At 67.1% G+C, this 19,606-nt stretch carries 19 protein-coding genes; 15 read left to right on the top strand and 4 right to left on the bottom strand.

The annotated features are described in order from the left end of the window. Nucleotides 1-120 precede the first annotated feature (120 nt). The 4 genes from acnA to IPM20_07870 form a co-directional block, all read right to left on the bottom strand. A complete protein-coding gene (gene acnA, locus IPM20_07885) occupies nucleotides 121-2,919 on the bottom strand; it encodes an aconitate hydratase AcnA (protein MBK9131534.1) in 2,799 nt (932 codons plus the stop codon). A 77-nt stretch (nucleotides 2,920-2,996) separates the two neighbouring features. Continuing rightward, the gene (locus IPM20_07880) at nucleotides 2,997-3,851 is read right to left on the bottom strand and encodes an SDR family NAD(P)-dependent oxidoreductase (GenBank protein ID MBK9131533.1); all 855 of its coding nucleotides are present in this window, start codon (nucleotides 3,849-3,851) and stop codon (nucleotides 2,997-2,999) included. 106 nt (nucleotides 3,852-3,957) lie between these two features. Further along, on the bottom strand, nucleotides 3,958-4,626 hold the full coding sequence (locus IPM20_07875) for a DUF1614 domain-containing protein (protein MBK9131532.1): 669 nt from the start codon (nucleotides 4,624-4,626) through the stop codon (nucleotides 3,958-3,960). Between the two features lie 219 nt (nucleotides 4,627-4,845). Beyond that, nucleotides 4,846-6,669, bottom strand: a complete 1,824-nt coding sequence (locus tag IPM20_07870) for an ABC transporter ATP-binding protein/permease (GenBank protein MBK9131531.1) — start codon at nucleotides 6,667-6,669, stop codon at nucleotides 4,846-4,848. Nucleotides 6,670-6,800: 131 nt separating this feature from the next. Between IPM20_07870 and IPM20_07865 the strand changes: the two genes are divergently transcribed. The 15 genes from IPM20_07865 to ybgF all read left to right on the top strand — a co-directional run bounded on the left by IPM20_07865 (nucleotide 6,801) and on the right by ybgF (nucleotide 19,515). After that, entirely contained in the window at nucleotides 6,801-7,097 is a 297-nt protein-coding gene (locus IPM20_07865; GenBank protein MBK9131530.1) for a zinc ribbon domain-containing protein, read from the top strand. A 12-nt stretch (nucleotides 7,098-7,109) separates the two neighbouring features. After that, nucleotides 7,110-7,736 (top strand): DUF502 domain-containing protein, encoded by a 627-nt coding sequence (locus IPM20_07860; protein MBK9131529.1) that lies wholly within the window; start codon nucleotides 7,110-7,112, stop codon nucleotides 7,734-7,736. 143 nt (nucleotides 7,737-7,879) lie between these two features. Continuing rightward, a complete protein-coding gene (gene aspS, locus IPM20_07855; GenBank protein ID MBK9131528.1) occupies nucleotides 7,880-9,655 on the top strand; it encodes an aspartate--tRNA ligase in 1,776 nt (591 codons plus the stop codon). A gap of 404 nt (nucleotides 9,656-10,059) precedes the next feature. Further along, complete coding sequence (gene nadA, locus IPM20_07850) at nucleotides 10,060-11,157, top strand: quinolinate synthase NadA (protein MBK9131527.1); 1,098 nt, start codon at nucleotides 10,060-10,062, stop codon at nucleotides 11,155-11,157. Between the two features lie 88 nt (nucleotides 11,158-11,245). Next, on the top strand, nucleotides 11,246-11,869 hold the full coding sequence (locus tag IPM20_07845; GenBank protein ID MBK9131526.1) for an alpha/beta hydrolase: 624 nt from the start codon (nucleotides 11,246-11,248) through the stop codon (nucleotides 11,867-11,869). A 157-nt stretch (nucleotides 11,870-12,026) separates the two neighbouring features. Further along, nucleotides 12,027-12,545 (top strand): crossover junction endodeoxyribonuclease RuvC, encoded by a 519-nt coding sequence (gene ruvC, locus IPM20_07840; GenBank protein ID MBK9131525.1) that lies wholly within the window; start codon nucleotides 12,027-12,029, stop codon nucleotides 12,543-12,545. Then, the gene (ruvA, locus tag IPM20_07835) at nucleotides 12,542-13,144 is read left to right on the top strand and encodes a Holliday junction branch migration protein RuvA (protein MBK9131524.1); all 603 of its coding nucleotides are present in this window, start codon (nucleotides 12,542-12,544) and stop codon (nucleotides 13,142-13,144) included. The genes ruvC and ruvA overlap by 4 nt, the downstream gene beginning before the upstream one ends. Before the next feature lie 3 nt (nucleotides 13,145-13,147). Beyond that, nucleotides 13,148-14,197: a Holliday junction branch migration DNA helicase RuvB gene (gene ruvB, locus IPM20_07830; GenBank protein MBK9131523.1), complete on the top strand. Its 1,050-nt coding sequence runs from the start codon at nucleotides 13,148-13,150 to the stop codon at nucleotides 14,195-14,197. 120 nt (nucleotides 14,198-14,317) lie between these two features. Next, nucleotides 14,318-14,755, top strand: coding sequence for a tol-pal system-associated acyl-CoA thioesterase (gene ybgC, locus IPM20_07825; protein ID MBK9131522.1), 438 nt, complete (start codon nucleotides 14,318-14,320; stop codon nucleotides 14,753-14,755). Then, complete coding sequence (gene tolQ / locus IPM20_07820; protein ID MBK9131521.1) at nucleotides 14,745-15,467, top strand: protein TolQ; 723 nt, start codon at nucleotides 14,745-14,747, stop codon at nucleotides 15,465-15,467. The genes ybgC and tolQ overlap by 11 nt, the downstream gene beginning before the upstream one ends. A 1-nt stretch (nucleotide 15,468) precedes the next feature. Then, entirely contained in the window at nucleotides 15,469-15,900 is a 432-nt protein-coding gene (gene tolR / locus IPM20_07815) for a protein TolR (protein ID MBK9131520.1), read from the top strand. 4 nt (nucleotides 15,901-15,904) lie between these two features. After that, nucleotides 15,905-16,792: a cell envelope integrity protein TolA gene (gene tolA, locus IPM20_07810; protein ID MBK9131519.1), complete on the top strand. Its 888-nt coding sequence runs from the start codon at nucleotides 15,905-15,907 to the stop codon at nucleotides 16,790-16,792. Nucleotides 16,793-16,794: 2 nt separating this feature from the next. After that, a complete protein-coding gene (gene tolB, locus IPM20_07805) occupies nucleotides 16,795-18,087 on the top strand; it encodes a Tol-Pal system beta propeller repeat protein TolB (protein MBK9131518.1) in 1,293 nt (430 codons plus the stop codon). A 60-nt stretch (nucleotides 18,088-18,147) separates the two neighbouring features. Continuing rightward, the gene (gene pal / locus IPM20_07800) at nucleotides 18,148-18,681 is read left to right on the top strand and encodes a peptidoglycan-associated lipoprotein Pal (protein ID MBK9131517.1); all 534 of its coding nucleotides are present in this window, start codon (nucleotides 18,148-18,150) and stop codon (nucleotides 18,679-18,681) included. 12 nt (nucleotides 18,682-18,693) lie between these two features. Further along, nucleotides 18,694-19,515 carry a tol-pal system protein YbgF gene (ybgF, locus tag IPM20_07795; protein ID MBK9131516.1) on the top strand — a complete coding sequence of 274 codons (822 nt, stop codon included), beginning with the start codon at nucleotides 18,694-18,696 and terminating at the stop codon, nucleotides 19,513-19,515. Nucleotides 19,516-19,606: the final 91 nt, after the last annotated feature.

The following is a 19,606-nucleotide window of genomic DNA, read 5'->3' as shown; positions in this document are numbered from 1 at the left end:
GAGGCGTGAGCCGTGAGGCGCCCGGCGTGAAACTCCACCACGATAGATGTAATACCAAAAACTCTATATAACTAGAGGGTTACCTAAGACAAGGGGCCGGGATTATTCTCGCCGGATGCCTCACCCTTTCAGCGTCTGCCGCAGCACGTAGGGCAGGATGCCGCCGTGGCGGTAGTATTCGATCTCGTTCGGGGTGTCGATGCGGACGAGGGCCTCGAACTCCTTGTGTCCGCCCCGGGTGTCCTCGGCGCGGACCGTGATCCGCATGCCGGGCGCGAGCCGGTCGAGGCCGTTGATGGTGTAACTCTCCTCGCCGTTCAGGCCGAGCGAGGCGCGGTCCGCGCCGGGCAGAAATTGCAGCGGGAGGATCCCCATGCCGACCAGGTTGGAGCGGTGGATGCGCTCGAAGCTCTCGGCGATGACCGCGCGGATGCCGAGCAGCTTGGGGCCTTTGGCGGCCCAGTCGCGCGAGGAACCGGTGCCGTATTCCTTGCCCGCGAGCACGATCAGCGGCACGCCTTCCTGCGCATACTGCATCGCCGCCTCGTAGATCGAGGTCTGCGCGCCGTCCGGCAGGTGGCGCGTGACGCCGCCCTCGGTGCCGGGCGCGAGCAGGTTGCGCAGGCGGATGTTGGCGAAGGTGCCGCGCACCATCACCTCGTGATTGCCGCGCCGCGCGCCGTAGGAATTGAAATCCTTCGGATCGACGCCCGCGTCGATGAGATACTTGCCGGCCGGGCTGTTCTTCTTGATCGAGCCGGCGGGCGAGATGTGGTCGGTGGTGACGGAATCGCCGAGCACGGCCAGCACGCGCGCACCCTCAATCGCGGCGACCGGCGCCGGCGTCGCGCCCATGTCGTGGAAGAACGGCGGTTCCTTGATGTAGGTCGAGTCGCCGTCCCACTCGAACAGGTCGCCCTTGGGCACGTCGAGCTCGTTCCACTCGCGGCTGCCTTCGGAGATGCGCGCGTAGATGCGGCTGAACTGGTCCTCGCCGACGAATTTCCGGACGCACTCCTCGACCTCGGCGCGCGAGGGCCAGAGGTCCTTCAGGTAGACGTATTTGCCGTTCGGATCCATGCCCACCGGGTCGCGCGTCAGGTCGATGCCGAGATTGCCGGCCAGCGCGTAGGCGATCACCAGCGGCGGCGAGGCCAGGTAGTTCGCCAGCGCGTTGGGATTGACGCGGCCCTCGAAATTGCGGTTGCCCGACAGCACGGCGGCGACGGCGAGGTCCTCGGCGTGGATCGCGCTGACGATATGGTCGGGCAACGGTCCGCTGTTGCCGATGCAGGTCGTGCAGCCGTAACCGACGAGGTGGAAGCCGAGCCCCTCCAGGTAGGGCATCAGGCCCGCGGCCTGCAGGTAATCGGTCACCACGCGCGAGCCGGGCGCGAGACTGGTTTTGACCCACGGCTTGGTCTTGAGGCCGTACCGGACCGCGTTGCGCGCGACCAGGCCGGCGGCGAGCATTACCGCGGGATTCGAGGTGTTGGTGCAGCTCGTGATGGCCGCGATCACCACCGAGCCGTGGCAGAGATTGTAGGTGACGCCGTCCGGGTTGCGCACCTTCACGCTCTTCGCAAAGGGATCGTGCCCGCCTTCCTCGTGCGGATGGGCGAGTTCCGGGGCGACCATCATCGGGTTGCCGCCTTCCTCGAGCCAGCTGCTGAGCGCTTCCTGGTCGATGCGGTCGTTGCCCGCCTGCAGGTGGGTCGCCAGCGCCTTGCGGAAGGAGGCGCGCACGTTGTTGAGCGTTACCCGGTCCTGCGGCCGGCTGGGGCCGGCCAGGCAGGGCTGCACCGCGCCGAGGTCGAACTCGAGCACCTCGGAATAGACCGGCTCAGCCTGGTCCGGGGTATACCAGAGACCCTGGGCCCGGTAATAGGCCTCGACCGCCGGCGCGTACTGCGCGCGGGCGGACAGGCGCAGAAAGTCCACCGTCTTGGCGTCGACCGGAAACAGGCCGCAGGTCGCGCCGTACTCCGGCGCCATGTTGGCGATGGTGGCGCGGTCGGCCAGCGACAGGTGGGTGAGCCCGGGGCCGAAGAACTCGACGAACTTGCCCACCACGCCGTGCTTGCGCAGGCGCTCGGTGATCGTCAGCACGAGGTCGGTCGCGGTGGTGCCGGGGGCGGGTTCGCCGACCAGGCGGAAGCCGACGACCTGCGGGATCAGCAGCGAGGACGGCTGGCCGAGCAGCGCCGCCTCGGCCTCGATGCCGCCCACGCCCCAGCCGAGGACGCCGAGGCCGTTGATCATCGTGGTGTGCGAGTCGGTGCCGATCAGGGTGTCGGGATAGATCCACTGCTTGCCGCCGCGTTCGCCGGTCATGACGACGCGCGCCAGGTATTCCAGGTTGATCTGGTGGACGATGCCGCTGTCAGGCGGTACCACGCGGAAGTTGTTGAAGGCGTTCTGGCCCCAGCGCAGGAACTGGTAACGCTCGCGATTGCGCTCCAGCTCGCAGATGGCGTTGACGCGGAAGGCCGATTCGCTGCCGTAGCTGTCGACGATCACCGAGTGATCGATGACCAGGTCGGCCGGCGTGAACGGATTGATGCGGTTGGGATCGCCGCCCAGGCGGCGCAGCGCGGCGCGCATCGCCGCGAGGTCCGCCACGGCGGGCACGCCGGTGAAGTCCTGCAACAGCACGCGCGCCGGCATGAAGAAGATCTCCTTGTCCGGGGTCGCGCGCGGGTCCCAGCGGCACAGTGCGGCGATGTCATCGGCCTTGACCGTCACGCCATCCTCGTGACGCAGCAGGTTCTCCAGCAGGATCTTGTGCGCGAAGGGCAGGCGCGCGGCCGACTCGAGCCCGGCCTTGGCGAGCGCCGGCAGGGAATGGTAGTGCAATGCCTTGCCGTCGATCTTCAGCGTAGCCTGCGTCTTGAAGCTGTTGGTCTGGGTCGGGGTCATCGTTCGTTGTGCTTATGGATAGGTGGGCGCCGCGCCGGCGCGGCAAGGATCCGATTATAACCGATGCGGGCGCGTTTTCAGCGGTTTTCGCCCGCGCTCACGCGTCGCAGCAGGCGATCGAGCAGACGCTGGGGCAACAGGCGGCGCGCCCAGGCGAACAGATGCGTCGGGAAGGTGACGTAATAGCGCGCGCGCGGACGCGGGCGTTCGAGCGCCTGGATCAGCTTGTCCAGCACCGCCTCCGGCGGCAACGTGAACGGCGCGGCGGGGCCGGGCTTGGTGAGGCGGCGTTCCATGCCCTCGTAGCGTGCGCGGTGCGCGCTCGCGGCCGGGTCGACATGACGGTGGAAGGCGGCGCGGGCATTGGCGCGGAAGCGGCTCGTGATCGGGCCCGGCTCGATCAGGACCACGTGGATGCCGCTGCCCGTGAGCTCGAGGCGCAGGGTGTCGGTGAGTCCTTCGAGGGCGAACTTGCTGGCGTTGTACGCACCGCGATAGGGCAGGGCGACCAGCCCGAGCAGCGAGCTGGTATTGACGATGCGGCCATGCCCTTGAGCCCGCATCACCGGGACCGCGCGATTGATCAGCTCCAGCGTGCCGAACAGATTGGTCTCGAATTGCGCGCGCAGCGCCGCGCGGGTCAGGTCCTCGACCGCGCCCGGCTGGCCATAGGCCGCGTTGTTGAACAGCGCATCGAGCGTGCCGCCGGTGGCGGCGAGCACCGCGTCGAACGCGGCGTGGATCGACGCCGGATCGTCGAGATCCAGCCGCAGGCTCTCGAAACCCTCATCACCGAGACGCGCCACGTCCTCCGCCTTGCGCGCCGTCGCGAACACGCGCCAGCCGCGCGCTTTCAGGCCGCGCGCCGCGCAGGCGCCGATGCCGGAGGAACAGCCGGTGATGAGGATGGATGGGGGCGAAGGTGATTTCATAAGCCGTCAGGTCGGGGACGGATTTCAAATCCGTCCCCATGCATGTTATGCCAGCCGCGCCGCTCTGATAAAGAGGGGGACAGATTTAAAATCTGTCCCCCAATGCCTATGCAAGCAGCACCGCCACGATCCCGGTCAGGAAGATCCCGTCGAACGTGCCCGCGCCGCCGATGGAGGCGATCGGCACGCCCATGCGGCGGATGTTGCCGAGGCGCAGCAGGTCGGCGCCGATCAGCACGCCCAGCGTGCCGCAGATGTAGGCGAGCGGCGCGCTCTGTTCGCCGTTGATGAGCAATGCAACGATGGCCGCCGTGAGCGGGGCGATGAAGATCGGCATGCCGATGCCGATGCCGGCGACCGGGCGGCTGAAGGCGTGACATACCGCGGCGACCAGCGCGGTCGCGATCAGGACCTGGTCGAGCGGCAGCGGATGGTGCCGCATCAGATAGAACGAGAAGGCCACCGGGATCAGGCCGCCGCCGACATTGATCGCGATCAGGGTGCGGCCCTTGAATTCCTTCATCGCCTGCCGCAGCAGGCCGCGCAGGCGTTCCGGCACCTGATCGAGCGGCGCCGCCTCGGCGCGCACGCTGAACAGCGGCAGGTTGATTGCGCTGCCGAACAGCGAACTGAACAGCAGCAGGATCGCGGAGTGCTGCGACAGGCCGAGCTTCTCGAAGACGATGGTCAGTGCGCCGACCTGGACGAAGGCGACCAGAAATCCGATCAGCAGGATGAAGCCGAAGAGGTGAAGCGGTGAAAAGGGCGTTTTCATTCAGGTGAAGGTCAGGGCTCAGGACTCGGGGCTGAGGACTGTGAACAGCCTGAAACATCCGTCTCACGGGCCGGCGAAAATGTAGCCCGGATGAAGGCGCGGAGCGCCGGAATCCGGGAGGCCGGTACCCCCGGATTCCGCTGCGCTCCATCCGGGCTACGATACATCTTTTAACCCGGGTTGCGCAGCCTGCGGAGGTTCAGGGCTTATGCTCTTCACTTAGTCCTGGGCCCTGAGTCCCAGGTCCTGTGTTCGGAGCGCCGCATCCGGTGTCTTCAACTCGTGCTCCCGCTGTTCCTGTTGCAGCGCCCACATCCGGGCGTAGACGCCGGCGGCGGCGAGCAGCTCGCGGTGGGTGCCCTGTTCGACCAGGCGGCCCTGTTCCATCACCAGGATGCGGTCGGCGTCGACGACGGTCGACAGGCGGTGGGCGATGACCAGCGTGGTGTGATCGGCGGCGACCTCGCGCAGCGCGCGCAGGATGGCCTGCTCGGATTCCGAGTCCAGCGCCGAGGTCGCCTCGTCGAAGACCAGGATGCGCGGCTGCTTCAGGATCGCGCGCGCGATCGCGATGCGCTGCTTCTCGCCGCCGGAGACCTTCAGCCCGCGTTCGCCGACCCGGGTGTCGAAGCCCTCGGGCAGCGTCGCGATGAAGCGCGTCAGGTGCGCCAGTTGCGCCGCGCGCTCGACCTCCTCGCGGCTCGCCTCCGGGCGCGCGTAGGCGATGTTGTAGTAGATGGTGTCGTTGAACAGCACGGTGTCCTGCGGCACGATGGCGATGGCCGCGCGCAGGCTCTGCTGGGCGACGTCGCGGATGTCGATGCCGTCGATGCGGATCGCGCCGGCCTCGACGTCGTAGAAGCGGAACAGCAGGCGCACCAGCGTCGACTTGCCGCTGCCGCTCGCGCCCACCACCGCGACCTTGTGGCCGGGCGGGATCTCGAAGCTGACGTCGTCGAGGATGCGGCGCCGCGCGTTGTAGCCGAAGACGACGTGCTCGAAGGCGACGTGGCCGCGCCCCGCGGGCAGGTCCGGCGCGTCCGGCTGGTCGTTCACGTCGCGCTGTTCGTTGAGCAGGCGGAACATGCGTTCCATGTCGGCCAGCGAGTGCTTGATCTCGCGGTAGACGAAGCCGAGGAAGTTCATCGGGATGAACATCTGCATCATGTAGACGTTGATCATGACGAGGTCGCCCAGCGTCATGCCGCCGTTTGCCACCCCGCGCCCGGCGAGCAGCAGCATGCCGGTCATGCCGAAGGTGATGATCGCGCCCTGGCCGATGTTGAGCGAGGCGAGCGAGGTCTGGTTCCTGACCGCGGCGGCCTCCCAGTCGCGCAGGTTGACGTCGTAACGGCGCGCCTCGTAGTCCTCGTTGCCGAAGTATTTCACCGTCTCGTAGTTGAGCAGGCTGTCGATGGCCCGGGTGTTGGCCTTCGAGTCCATCTCGTTCATCTCACGCCGGAACTTCATGCGCCACTCGGTCACCAGCAGGGTGAAGGTGATGTAGATCACCGCGGCGCCGAGCGGGATCAGGGCGAACCAGACGTCGAAGTTGATCAGCAGCACGGCGGCGATCAGGCCGATTTCGATCAGGGTCGGCAGGATGTTGAACACCATGAAATTGAGCAGGAAGCCGATGCCGCGGCTGCCGCGCTCGATGTCGCGCGACACGCCGCCGGTCTGGCGGTCGAGATGGAAGCGCAGCGACAGCGAGTGCAGGTGCCGGAACACCTGCAGCGCGATGCGCCGGATCGAGCTCTGGGTGACCTTGGCGAAGATCGCGTCGCGCAGTTCCCCGAACACCACGCCGGCGAGGCGCACGAGGCCATAGCCCACGATCAGCCCCAGCGGTACCAGCACGACCGGCTGCAGGCTGGCGTCGAGGGCGTCGACGATGTGCTTCAGCACCAGCGGGACGCCGACGTTGGCGACCTTGGCCAGGATCAGGCAGGAAAGCGCGAGCACCACCCGGGGCTTGTGTTCCCACAGATAGGGCAGCAGGGTCCTGAGGGTTTGCCAGTCGTTGCGTTCGGGCGGGGTCATGACCCGCCCAGCTTACCGGGGCCCCGTCCCGCGGGCAACGCGGCGATTTCCCGGCGGGCACTTCTGTCGGCTTGAATTTTCTGGGAAAATCCCCATTTACCGGATGGTTTGGTCTGAATGGGGTTTAGCACATGCCGATCTACGAATACGCCTGCGCGGCCTGCGGGCATGAACTGGAAGCAATGCAGAAGATGAGCGACGCGGCGCTGACCGATTGCCCCGCCTGCGGCAAGCCGGCGCTGAAGAAGCAGATTTCGGCCGCGGGCTTCGTGCTGAAGGGGGGCGGCTGGTACGCCACCGATTTCCGCGACAAGGGCAAGAAGAAGGACGGGGGAGACACGAAGGAGAGCAAGGATTCCACGGAGTCCAAGGAAGCCGCTCCGCCCCCCGCCTGCGGTTCCGGCGCCTGCGACGCCTGTTCGGACTGACCCGGCCGCCGTATGGCGCTGCTGCGCAAGTATCTGATCGCGGGCCTGATCGTCTGGGTCCCGCTGGGCGCGACCCTGCTGGTCATCAAGGTCGTCATCGACCTGCTGGACCAGGTGCTGCTGATACTCCCCGGGCGTTACCACCCCGATGCCCTGCTGGGCTTCCACATCCCCGGGCTGGGCGTCCTGTTGTCGGTGGCCATCGTGTTCGCCACCGGCGTGGTGGTAGCCAACCTGTTCGGGCGCCAGCTGGTGGCGGCCTGGGAGGGCCTGATGGGCCGCATCCCGCTGGTGCGCACCATCTACATGAGCGTCAAGCAGCTCACCGAGTCCGTCTTCACCGCCAAGGGGACCTCGTTCCGCAAGGTATTGCTGATCCAGTTTCCGCGCGCGGGCATGTGGACGTTGGCCTTTTACACCGCCGAACTGACGGGCGAGGCGCGCGAACGCCTGGCGCAGGACCTGGTCACCATCTATGTCCCGACCGTTCCAATACCCACCACCGGTTATTTCATCATGATGCCGCGCGCCGACGTGATCGAGCTCGACATGACGGTGGACGAGGCGCTCAAGATGATGCTGACCCTCGGGGTGGTCATTCCGGAATGGAAGAAGCGGGAGCTGACCGGGCAGGCCTGACGGGGACGGCTGATGGGGACGACAGCTGATGGGGACAGACTTGAAGTCTGTCCCCATGCTTCCTGCGGTGATAGAATACCCCGCTCACCCGGCCGCGGCCGGTTCGTACTTCGTTTCCGACACCCAACTTTCTATTTGGATCTATGCGCACCCATTACTGCGGTCACGTCACCGAGGCCCTGGTCGACCAGGACGTTGAACTCTGCGGCTGGATGCATCGCCGGCGCGATCACGGCGGCGTGATCTTCGTCGACCTGCGCGACCGCGAGGGCCGCGTGCAGGTGGTGTTCGACCCTTCGGTGCCCGACAGCTTCCTGGTGGCGGAGAAGGTGCGCAGCGAGTACGTCCTGCGCGTGAAGGGCCGCGTGCGCCCGCGTCCCGAGGGTACCGTGAACCCCGACCTCGCCACCGGCAAGGTCGAGGTGCTGTGCCACGAGCTCGAGATCCTGAATCCGGCGGAGACTCCGCCGTTCATGCTCGACGAGGACAGCGAGGTGAACGAGGACGTGCGCCTGCGCTACCGTTACCTCGACCTGCGCCGCCCGCTGATGCAGCGCAATCTGACCCTGCGCTCGCGGGTCGCGCGCGCGCTGCGCCGCTATCTTGAGGACCAGGGCTTCATGGAGATCGAGACCCCGATCCTGACCAAGTCCACCCCGGAAGGGGCGCGCGACTTCCTGGTGCCGAGCCGCAACAGCCCGGGCGAATTCTACGCCCTGCCGCAGTCGCCGCAGCTGTTCAAGCAGCTGCTGATGGTGGCCGGCATGGACCGCTACTACCAGATCGTGCGCTGCTTCCGCGACGAGGACCTGCGCGCCGACCGCCAGCCCGAATTCACCCAGCTCGACATCGAGACTTCCTTCCTCGACGACGAGCAGCTGATGACGCTGATGGAGCGCATGATCCGCATGCTGTTCGCCGAAGTGCTGGAGGTGGCGCTGCCGGATCCGTTCCCGCGCATGACCCACGCCGAGGCGGTGGCGCGTTTCGGCATCGACCGCCCGGACCTGCGCATCCCGCTCGAGCTGACCGAGGTGACCGACCTGATGAAGGCGGTGGACTTCAAGGTCTTCACCGGCCCGGCCAACGACCCGCACGGCCGCGTCGCCGCGCTGCGCCTGCCCAACGGCGGCGAGCTGACGCGCAAGGAGATCGACGACTACACCCAGTTCGTCGCCATCTACGGCGCCAAGGGCCTGGCCTATATCAAGGTCAACGCGCGCGCCGTCGGCCGCGAGGGCCTGCAGTCGCCGATCCTCAAGTTCCTGCCCGACGAGGTGATCGAGGAGATCCTGGAGCGCACCGGCGCCGAGGACGGCGACCTGATCTTCTTCGGCGCCGACAAGGCCAAGATCGTCAACGAGTCGCTCGCCGCGCTGCGCGTGAAGCTCGGTCACGACCGCGGCCTGGTCGAGCACGGCTGGCGTCCGCTGTGGGTGGTCGACTTCCCGATGTTCGAGTGGGACGACAAATCCAATCGCTGGGCCGCGCTGCACCACCCGTTCACGCGCCCGCGCGTGCAGGACGCCGCCGCGCTGGAGGCGAATCCCGGCACGGCCACTTCGTTCGCCTACGACATGGTGCTGAACGGCACCGAGGTCGGCGGCGGTTCGATCCGCATCCATCGCAGCGAGGTCCAGTCGGCGGTGTTCCGCCTGCTCGGCATCAGCGATGAACAGGCCGAGGCCAAGTTCGGCTTCCTGCTGCGCGCGCTGAAGTTCGGCTGCCCGCCGCACGGCGGCATCGCCTTCGGTCTCGACCGTCTCGTGATGCTGATGACCGGCTCGCCGTCGATCCGCGACGTCATCCCGTTCCCCAAGACCCAAACCGGCGCCTGCCTGCTGACCGAGGCGCCGTCGCCAGTCGACGAGGAACAGCTGCGCGAACTCGGTATCCGCATCCGCAAGCCGGCGCCATAGCCGGAGTCCCCCAAGCCGGCTTGAAATCCGGACCGGGCGCAGCCATGTAGCCCGTATGGAGCGTGGCGGAATCCGGGAATACCCGGATTCCGCGACGCATGCCTTCCTGCGGGCCACGACGCTTCGCATCCGCAAGCCGGCGCAACATCCGGGATGGAAAGGCTTTTTTATCCTGGATCCGTGTCACCGCGGCGGCGCTTTGCTAACATGGGCGTCAGCCGCCTCTTGATATCGGGGCCGACCGGAGCAAAGTTGTTCCTTATAGACAGGTAGCCCGGATGGAGCGCAGCGGCATCCGGGAACTCCCCCCGGAGTGCGGCGCGTGGCGCCTTCATCCGGGCTACGATTCGATGGCGGACCGATCTGTCCCGCGATATTGAACGACCAGGTGAGGATCTAATGTCATGACCGCCAATGCCGCCGCCGTCCCGGCCGCACCCGACGTAACCGACGAGGAATGGGATGCCCGCATCCGTGCCGCCAAGGCGGCGTTGGGCGAGCGCCTGCTGATCCTCGGGCACCATTACCAGCGCGAGGAGGTGTACCGCCACGCCGACGTGACGGGCGATTCGCTCAAGCTGTCGCGCCAGGCCGCCGACTCGCGCGCCGAATACATCGTGTTCTGCGGCGTCCACTTCATGGCCGAGGTGGCCGACATCCTGACCCGTCCGGACCAGCAGGTGATCCTGCCCGACCTCAGCGCCGGCTGCTCGATGGCCGACATGGCCAACCTCGCCAAGGTCGAACGCGCCTGGCGCGAACTGGCGACGGTGCTCGCGCCCGACGAGACCGTGACCCCGGTGACCTACATCAACTCCGCCGCCGACCTCAAGGCCTTCTGCGGCCGCCACGGCGGCATCGTCTGCACCTCCTCGAACGCCGCGCGCATCCTCGAGTGGTCGTTCGCGCGGCGCGAAAAGGTACTGTTCTTCCCCGACCAGCACCTCGGCCGCAACACGGGCCACCGCATGGGCATCCCGCTCGAGCAGATGGTGACCTGGGACTTCAGCCTGCCGCTCGGCGGCCTGACGCCGGAGCAGATCCGGAACGCGCGCATCATCCTGTGGAAGGGTTTCTGTTCGGTGCACCAGATGTTCCGCCCCGAGCACATCGACCGTTTCCTCGCCCAGTATCCCGACACCCGCGTGATCTCGCACCCGGAGTGCTCCTACGAGGTGTGCCAGAAGTCGGAGTTCGTCGGTTCCACCGAATACATCATCCGGACCATCGCCGACTCCGCGCCGGGCACGCGCTGGCTGGTCGGCACCGAGCTGAACATGGTGCAGCGCCTGCACGAGCGCCACCGCCACGAGGGCAAGTCGGTGCACTTCATGTCGCCCACCATCTGCATGTGCTCGACCATGTTCCGCATCGATCCGCCCCACCTGTGCGCGGCGCTGGAAGCGCTGGTCGAGGGCCGCGTCATCAACCGCATCACCGTGCCGCCCGACGAGGCCGCCGAGGCGCGGCTGGCGCTGGAGCGGATGCTGGACATTAAATAAGGGGACAGATTTCAAATCTGTCCCCTTCTCCGCTGGCATGCGAGTTCGGGGACAGACTTAAGTCTGTCCCCGTCTCATTTCATGATGGATGATGGTCGTCTTCCTCCACGGCATCTGGATGACCGGCGTCGACATGGCGCTGCTGCGCCGCCGCGTGCGCATCTGCGGTTTCCCGGTGCGGCAGTTCTCCTATCCGGGCGTGCGTCTCCCGCCGCGCGAGAACGCGGCGCGCCTGCAGCGCTGGCTCGCCGGCGTCGAGGCCGACACGGTGCATTTCGTCGCGCACAGCCTCGGCGGGCTGGTGGTGCGGTGGCTGCTGCACGATTTCCCGGACCAGCGGCCCGGCCGCGTCATCACCCTGGGCACGCCGCACGCGGGCAGCCGGGCCGCGGCCGCCGTCGCCCGTCGGCCGGCGTTGCGCTGGACCCTCGGAGCGAGCGTGGAGCAGGGCCTGCTCGGTGGCCTGCCGTCCTGGGACGGGTCGCGCGAGCTCGGCGTCATCGCCGGGACGCGCGAATTCGGCATCGGGCGGTGGGTGACCCGCCTGACGCCGCCCCATGACGGCACGGTGGAGGTCGGCGAGACCCGCCTCGACGGGATGACGGATTTCACCACCGTCCACGCCACGCACCTGGGGCTGCTCCATTCCGCCGCGGCCGCGCGGCAGGTGTGCGCCTTTCTTGAGAGCGGGCGGTTTGAGGCCCTCAGATAGGGGACAGACTTAAGTCTGTCCCCACACCCCTCTAGGGGACAGATTTCAAATCTGTCCCCGGCCTGCACAGATGCAGGCGGCGAGTTACAAGCGGCGGAAAAATCGTTACACTGCACCCAGTTCCGGCCTGTTTCCTGCCGGAGTGACTCTCAATTTTATGGCACGCATACTCGGCATAGATCCCGGCTCCCGCGTGACCGGTTTCGGCGTAATCGAGACCGGCGGCCGCAAGCCCGCGTACATCGCGAGCGGCTGCGTGCGCAGCGAGGATCCCGACCTGGCGCAGCGCCTGCGCACCATCTTCGAGGGCCTGCGCGCGGTGATCGCCGAGCACCGGCCCGACGAGGCGGTGATCGAGAACGTCTTCGTCAAGCACAACGTCGAATCCGCCCTCAAGCTCGGCCAGGCGCGCGGCGCCGCCATCACCGCGCTCGCCCTTCACGGCTTGTCGGTGCATGCCTACACCCCGGCGCAGATCAAGCTCGCCGTCGCCGGCAAGGGCAACGCCGCCAAGGCCCAGATCCAGCACATGGTGCGCGCGCTGCTCAACCTGCCGGCGGCGCCGCAGGCCGACGCCGCCGACGCGCTCGCCTGCGCGCTGTGCCACTGCCATACCGGCGCGACGCTCGCCCGCATCGCCCGCGCCGGCGCGCTGGCGCGGGAGCAGCGCCTGTGATCGGGCGGTTGCGCGGCACGCTGGTCCAGCGCCAGGTCCCGTTCCTGCTGCTCGACGTGAACGGCGTCGGCTACGAGGTCGAGGCCACCATGAGCACCTTCGACGACCTGCCCGCGCTCGGCGCCGAGTGCGTGGTCTATACTCACCTGATCGTGCGCGACGACGCCCACCTGCTGTACGGCTTCGCCGATCTCGGCGAACGCGCGCTGTTCCGTGAACTGATCAAGGTCAACGGCGTCGGCGCGCGCATGGCGATGAACGTGCTGTCCGCCATGCCGGTGGGGGAATTCGCGCGCTGCATCCACGACAACGACGCCGCGGCGCTGACCCGGGTGCCGGGCATCGGCAAGAAGTCGGCCGAGCGCCTGATCGTCGAGATGCGCGACCGCCTGAAGGACGATGCGCCGGAGTCGACGCCGCTGGCCGCCGTCGCGCGCCTGCCCGGCGCGCCGGCCGACCCGGTGCATGACGCGGTGAGCGCGCTGGCCGCGCTGGGCTACAAGCCGCACGAGGCGAGCCGCATGGTGCGCGCGATCGACGTGGCGGGCAAGAACAGCGAGGAGATCATCCGCTCCGCGCTGCAGTCGGCGGCGAGGTAGGCGATGATCGAGACCGACCGCATCGTCATGGCGCAGGGCTTCCGCGGCGAGGACGTGGTCGACCGCGCCGTGCGTCCGTCCCGCCTCGCCGACTACGTCGGGCAAAGCGCCGTGCGCGAGCAGATGGAGATCTTCATCCGCGCCGCCGGCGCCCGCAACGAGGCCCTCGACCACACGCTGATCTTCGGCCCGCCCGGCCTCGGCAAGACCACGCTGGCCCACATCATCGCCAACGAGATGGGCGTGAACCTGCGCCACACCTCGGGGCCGGTGCTGGAGCGCGCCGGCGACCTCGCCGCGCTGCTGACCAACCTGGAGCCGCGGGATGTCTTGTTCATCGACGAGATCCACCGCCTGAGCCCGGTGATCGAGGAGGTGCTCTATCCGGCGATGGAGGACTATCAGCTCGACATCATGATCGGCGAGGGCCCGGCGGCGCGCTCCATCAAGCTCGACCTGCCGCCCTTCACGCTGGTCGGGGCGACCACCCGCGCCGGCCTGCTGACCTCGCCGCTGCGCGACCGCTTCGGCATCGTGCAGCGGCTGGAGTTCTATACGGTGGAGCAGCTCGCCGCCATCGTCACGCGTGCGGCGGGGATTCTCGGCGTACCGGTCGACGCCGCGGGGGCGGGCGAGATCGCGCGCCGCTCGCGCGGCACCCCGCGCATTGCCAACCGCCTGCTGCGCCGGGTGCGCGACTTCGCCGAGGTGCGCCAGGACGGCCGTATCACCGGCGCGGTGGCCGACCAGGCCCTGCGGATGCTGGACGTCGACAGCGGCGGCCTCGACGCCATGGATCGCCGCCTGCTGCTGACCATCATCGAGAAATTCGACGGCGGCCCGGTCGGCGTCGATAGCCTGGCGGCCGCGATCGGCGAGGAGCGCGGTACCATCGAGGATGTGATCGAGCCGTTCCTGATCCAGGAGGGCTATATGATGCGCACCGCGCGCGGCCGCATGGTGATGCGCGGCACCTACCTGTATCTCGGCCTGACCCCGCCGGCCCGGTCGGCGGCGTCCGAGCCGGCGCCGGACCTGTTCGGGGCGCAATGACGCAAAACCCGCTTTTTTCCGGTGTATCTGCCGAAAATGCGTGCCATTCATCATGACACGCCCCACGATTTCCTCTAATATCTCCGACTTTGTGGCCCGGTGACCTCGGCGCGTTCGCACATGTTCTACTGGCCGGTGCGGGTGTATTACGAGGATACCGACAGCGGCGGCGTGGTGTATTACGCCAATTACCTCAGATATCTGGAGCGGGCGCGGACCGAGTGGTTGCGGAACCTCGGCGTCGAACAGGATGTCCTAGCGAAGGACGCGGGCCTCATCTTCGCCGTGCGTTCGCTCACGATCGATTACCTGCGTCCAGCCCGATTCAACGAGCAGCTTTATGTCGGCGCCGCGGTGAGCGCGCGCCGCGCGGCGAGCCTCGACTTCGCCCAGCGCGTGGTGCGGGCGGACAGCGTGCCGGCGGCGACGGCGGTGGAGGGCGGCGGGGACGGGGAGTTGTGCACGGCCCGGGTGCGGATCGTGTGCGTGGACGCAGAGACCCTGCGGCCGCGCCGGATCCCGGATTATTTGTTGGCGGAGACGATACGTGAAGGTTGATTTATCGCTGTTGCATCTGGTGACCAACGCCAGCTTCCTGGTGCAGATGATCATGCTGCTCCTGCTGCTGGCGTCGATCGCGTCCTGGACGCTGATCTTTCGCAAGTGGCGCGAGCTGAAGACGGCGCGCCTGTCCATGGACCAGTTCGAGGACCGCTTCTGGTCGGGCGGCGATATCACCGAGCTGCATCAGAAGATCTCCGCCCGCAAGCAGGTGATCCAGGGCGCCGAGCAGCTCTTCAACATCGGCTTCACCAGCTATCTGCACAACCTGAAGAAAAAGGGCGCGAGCGCGGGCGAGGTGCTGGACGGCACGCGCCGGTCCATGCGCGTGGCGCTCAACCGCGAGGCGGACAAGCTCGAGATGCACCTGCCGTTCCTGGCCACGGTCGGCTCGATCAGCCCCTTCATCGGCCTGTTCGGCACGGTCTGGGGCATCATGAATTCCTTCCGCGCGCTCGGCAACGTGAGCCAGGCCACGCTGGCGATGGTCGCGCCCGGCATTGCGGAGGCGCTGATCGCCACCGCCATGGGCCTGTTCGCCGCCATCCCCGCGGTGATCGCCTATAACCGCTACGTCAACGAGGTCGAGCGGCTGGTCAACCGCTACGACAACTTCCTCGAGGAATTCTCCGCCATCCTGCAGCGCCAGACCCCGAGCACCCTCGGTGGTGGCGCAGCCTCCGCCGCCGTCGTGGAGGAGGCGGGCTGATATGCTGCGACGCACGCATCGGCGCCCGATGTCCGAGATCAACGTGGTGCCCTACATCGACGTGATGCTGGTGCTGCTGGTGATCTTCATGATCACGGCCCCGCTGCTGACCCAGGGCGTCCAGGTCGAGCTGCCGAAGGCCGCGGCCAAACCGATGAAGAGCGAGCAGCCGGAGCCGCTGGTCGCCACCGTCGATGCCCAGGGCCGCATCTATCTCAACGTCGGCGGTGCCGAGGACAAGCCGATCGACGCCGACACGCTGGTGCAGCGCACCGCGGCGGTGCTGCGCAACAAGCCCACGACTCCGGTCATGGTGCGCGGCGACAGCAAGGCCGACTACGGCTCGGTGGTCGGCGTCATGACCCTGCTGCAGAAGGCGGGGGCGCCGAGCGTCGGTCTGGTGACCGAATCGCCGGAGGCGAAGCGGCGATAGCCCGATGAAGCGCATGAACCTGCTGGCGGAGATCGGGTCCGGTCTCGGGGAATGGCTGCGGGAGCTGTCCGCCCAGCCGCGTTATCTGATCTACGCCGTGCTGGTCCATGTCGTCTTTGTCACCGTGCTGGTGATGAGCTTCGAGTGGGCGCCGACGCCGGTCGGCGCGCCCGCGCCGGAGGTCGACGTGATCGAGGCCGTCGCCATCGACGAGACCAAGGTCCAGCAGGAGCTCGAGAAGCTCAAGCAGGCCGAGGCGCAGAAAAAGGCTGAGGAGGCGCGCAAGCGCGACCAGTTGCGCAAGGCCGAGGAGGCGCGCAAGCGTGAGGAGCAGCAACTGGCCCAGTTGAAGAAGCAACAGGAGGCGGTGCGCAAGGAGGCCGAGGCCGCCGAGAAACAGGCCGCCGAGGCGAAGAAACAGGCGGAGGCGGCGAAACAGCAGGCCGAGGCCACGCGCAAGGCGGAAGACGCGCGCCGGGCGGAGGAGGCCCGCAAGGCGGAGGATGCGCGCAAGGCGGCCGAGGCGGCCCGCAAGGCCGCGGACGCGAAACGGGCCGAGGAGGCCGCGCGCCAGGCCGCCGCCGCGCGGGAACGCGCCGCGCGCGAACAGAGTGAAGTGGACAAGTACGTCGTGATCATCAAGCAGAAGGTCGAGCGCAACTGGATCAAACCGGTCCAATGGGAAGGCAAGCGTTGCCGGGTGCGGGTCAGCCTGATCCCCGGCGGCGACGTGATCGACGTGAAGATCGTGGCGGGCAGCGGCGACGAGCTGTTCGACAGATCGGTCGAGGCGGCCGTGCGCAAGGCTTCGCCACTGCCGGTGCCCTCGGCCAGCGACCCGCTGTTCGACCGCTTCCGTGAACTGGAGTTTGTCTTCAATCCGCAGGGATAATCATGCCGCTATCGTTCAGGACACTCATCTTTCTCGCCTGCCTTTCCTGCGCCGCGAACGCGCAGGCGGTGCTGACCATCGAGATCACCCAGGGCGCCGCCGGGGCGATGCCCATCGCCGTGGTCCCGTTCTCCTGGAGCGGGCAGGAGGCCCTGCCGGTCGACATCGCCGGCGTCATCTCGGCCGACCTGCAGCGCAGCGGGCGGTTTTCCCCGCTGGCGGTCAAGGACATGTTGTCGCGCCCGAACGAGGCCTCCCAGGTCAACTACCGCGACTGGCGCATGGTCAACGTGGACCATCTCGTGGTCGGCAAGGTGATGCCGCAGGCCGACGGGTACATGGTGCAGTTCCAACTCCTCGACGTGGTCAAGCAGACGCAGCGCGCCGGCTACACCGTGCAATCCGACCGCGCCCGGCTGCGCTGGACCGCGCACCAGATCGCCGACATGATCTACGAATCCCTGATCGGCGAGCCGGGGGCCTTCGCCACCCGCATCGCCTTCATCTCGGAGGTCATGGAGGGCGGCAAGCGCAAGTACTCGCTGCAGGTCGCGGATTCGGACGGCTTCAACGCGCGCCCGATCCTGAAATCCGCCCACCCGATGATGTCGCCCTCGTGGTCGCCGGACGGCAACCGCCTGGCCTACGTCTCGTTCGAGACCGGGGCCGCGGCGGTGTACGTGCAGGACATCAACACCGGCCGGCGCGAAATTGTGTCCTACGCCAAGGGCTTGAACAACGCCCCCTCGTGGTCGCCGGACGGCAGAAAATTGGCGCTCGTCCTGTCCAAGGAAGGCAACCCCGAGATCTACATCCTGGATCTGGCCTCCAAGCAGCTGCGCCGGCTGACCAACAACTTCGCGATCGACACCGAGCCGGTCTGGACCCCGGACGGCGCGGCGATCGTGTTCACCTCCGACCGGGGTGGCGGTCCGCAGATCTATCGCGTGGCGATCGGCTCGGGCGAGACCACCCGGCTGACCTTCGAGGGCAAGTACAATTCCCGGCCGGTGCTGTCGCCCAACGGGAAGTACCTGGCGTTCGTGCACGGCACGGGCAACCAGTTCAACATCGCGACGATCGAACTCGCAACCGGGAACATGCAGGTGCTGACGAATTCGCAGCTCGACGAGTCGCCAAGTTTTGCACCCAATGGTAGCATGGTCATCTATGCGACCAAGGACAGGGACAGAGGATTCTTATCCGCAGTGTCCGTCGATGGCCGCGTGCGCCAGAGGCTGGTATTGCAGGAGGGACAGGCACGCGAACCCGCCTGGTCACCATATGTACGGTGAATAATGGGCGTTTTGAAAAATTGAACATCGGGTATAAGAAAAGACACTAAGGAGACCATCATGAAATTTTTTACCAAGTTGAGTGTTGCAGTACTTCCTATCGCCTTGCTCGCCGGCTGCGCCTCGACGCCGGATGAGCAGGCCACGACGTCGGACGGCGGCGCGATGACTCAGCCGATGACCTCGGGCGACGGCGCCCAGAGCATGGGCGCGGGCACCTCGGGCGGCATGGCGATGAATCCCCTCGACGATCCGAACAGCCTGCTGTCGAAGCGCGTCATCTACTTCGATTTCGACAAGTCGGACATCCGGCCCGAGTTCCGCGACATCGTGCAGGCGCACGCGACCTACCTGAGCCAGAACGCCAACGTCAGCGTCACCCTCGAGGGTCATGCCGACGAGCGCGGTTCGCGCGAGTACAACATCGGTCTCGGCGAGCGCCGCGCCAATGCCGTCAAGAACGTGCTGATGCTGCAGGGTGCGAGCGGCGGCCAGGTCGAGACGGTGAGCTACGGCGAGGAGCGCCCGGTCGCGATGGGCCATGACGAGCAGTCCTGGGCCCAGAATCGCCGCGTCGAAATCGTCTATCGTTAAGGCGCTCGCGGAATGGGCAGGGATCACTCGGCCTGGATGGCGACGGCGGTGCTGCTGACGGCGGGAGCCGTGCACGCGGCCTCCGCCTTGCCGCCCATCGTTGAATCCCAGCCTGTTTCGCCATCGTCGTCATCATTGCCCGTGCAGGGCCCGGCAGGCGCCGGGCCCGCACAGCGTCCGCAGTCCCTGGACGAACGCGTCGCGCGCCTCGAACGCCAGCTCGACAACCAGACCCTCGTCGATATGTACACCCGGCTCGACGCCCTGACGCAGCAGGTGCAGGAGCTGCGCGGCACCATCGAGGAACAGAGCCACAACACGCAAGGCGTGGAGCAGCGTCAGCGCGAGATCTATCTCGACTTCGACCGCCGTCTGCGCCAGCTCGAGACGCAACTCGCGGGCATGCAGACCTCCGCGCTGCCGCCGCCCGACACCGCGGCGCCGTCCTCCGCCGACAGCGGAGACCAGGCCGCCTATCAGCAGGCCGTCGATGCGCTGCGCGCCGGCCGCAACCAGGAATCCATCGCGGCCCTGCAGGATTTCCTCACCCGCTACCCCGAGAGCCAGTACATTTCCAACGCGCAGTACTGGCTCGGCGAGGCCAACTATGTCATGAAGCGCTACCCGGAGGCGGTCGCCGAATTCGACAAGGTGCTCAAGCTCTACCCCGACAGCAACAAGGTGCCGGACGCCATGCTCAAGCTCGGCTACAGCCAGTACGAGCTCGGCCAGGCCGACCAGGCCAGCGCGACCCTGAAGTCCATCATCACCAAATATCCCAACAGCACCGCCGCCCAGCTCGCCCAGAACCGGCTGCAGAGGATGAAGCGATAAAAGCAGGACTTAGGGCTCAGGACTAAGGGCTGAGTCAAAACCTTGGATGCATGCGTGTAGTTGTTTTCGCTGTTTTTTCAGATACCCCCTC

Source organism: Gammaproteobacteria bacterium (assembly GCA_016716465.1).
Lineage (GTDB): Bacteria > Pseudomonadota > Gammaproteobacteria > SZUA-140 > SZUA-140 > JADJWH01.
The sequence above is the reverse complement of the archived record's forward strand: the minus strand, read 5'-3'. Positions and strand labels throughout refer to the sequence as shown.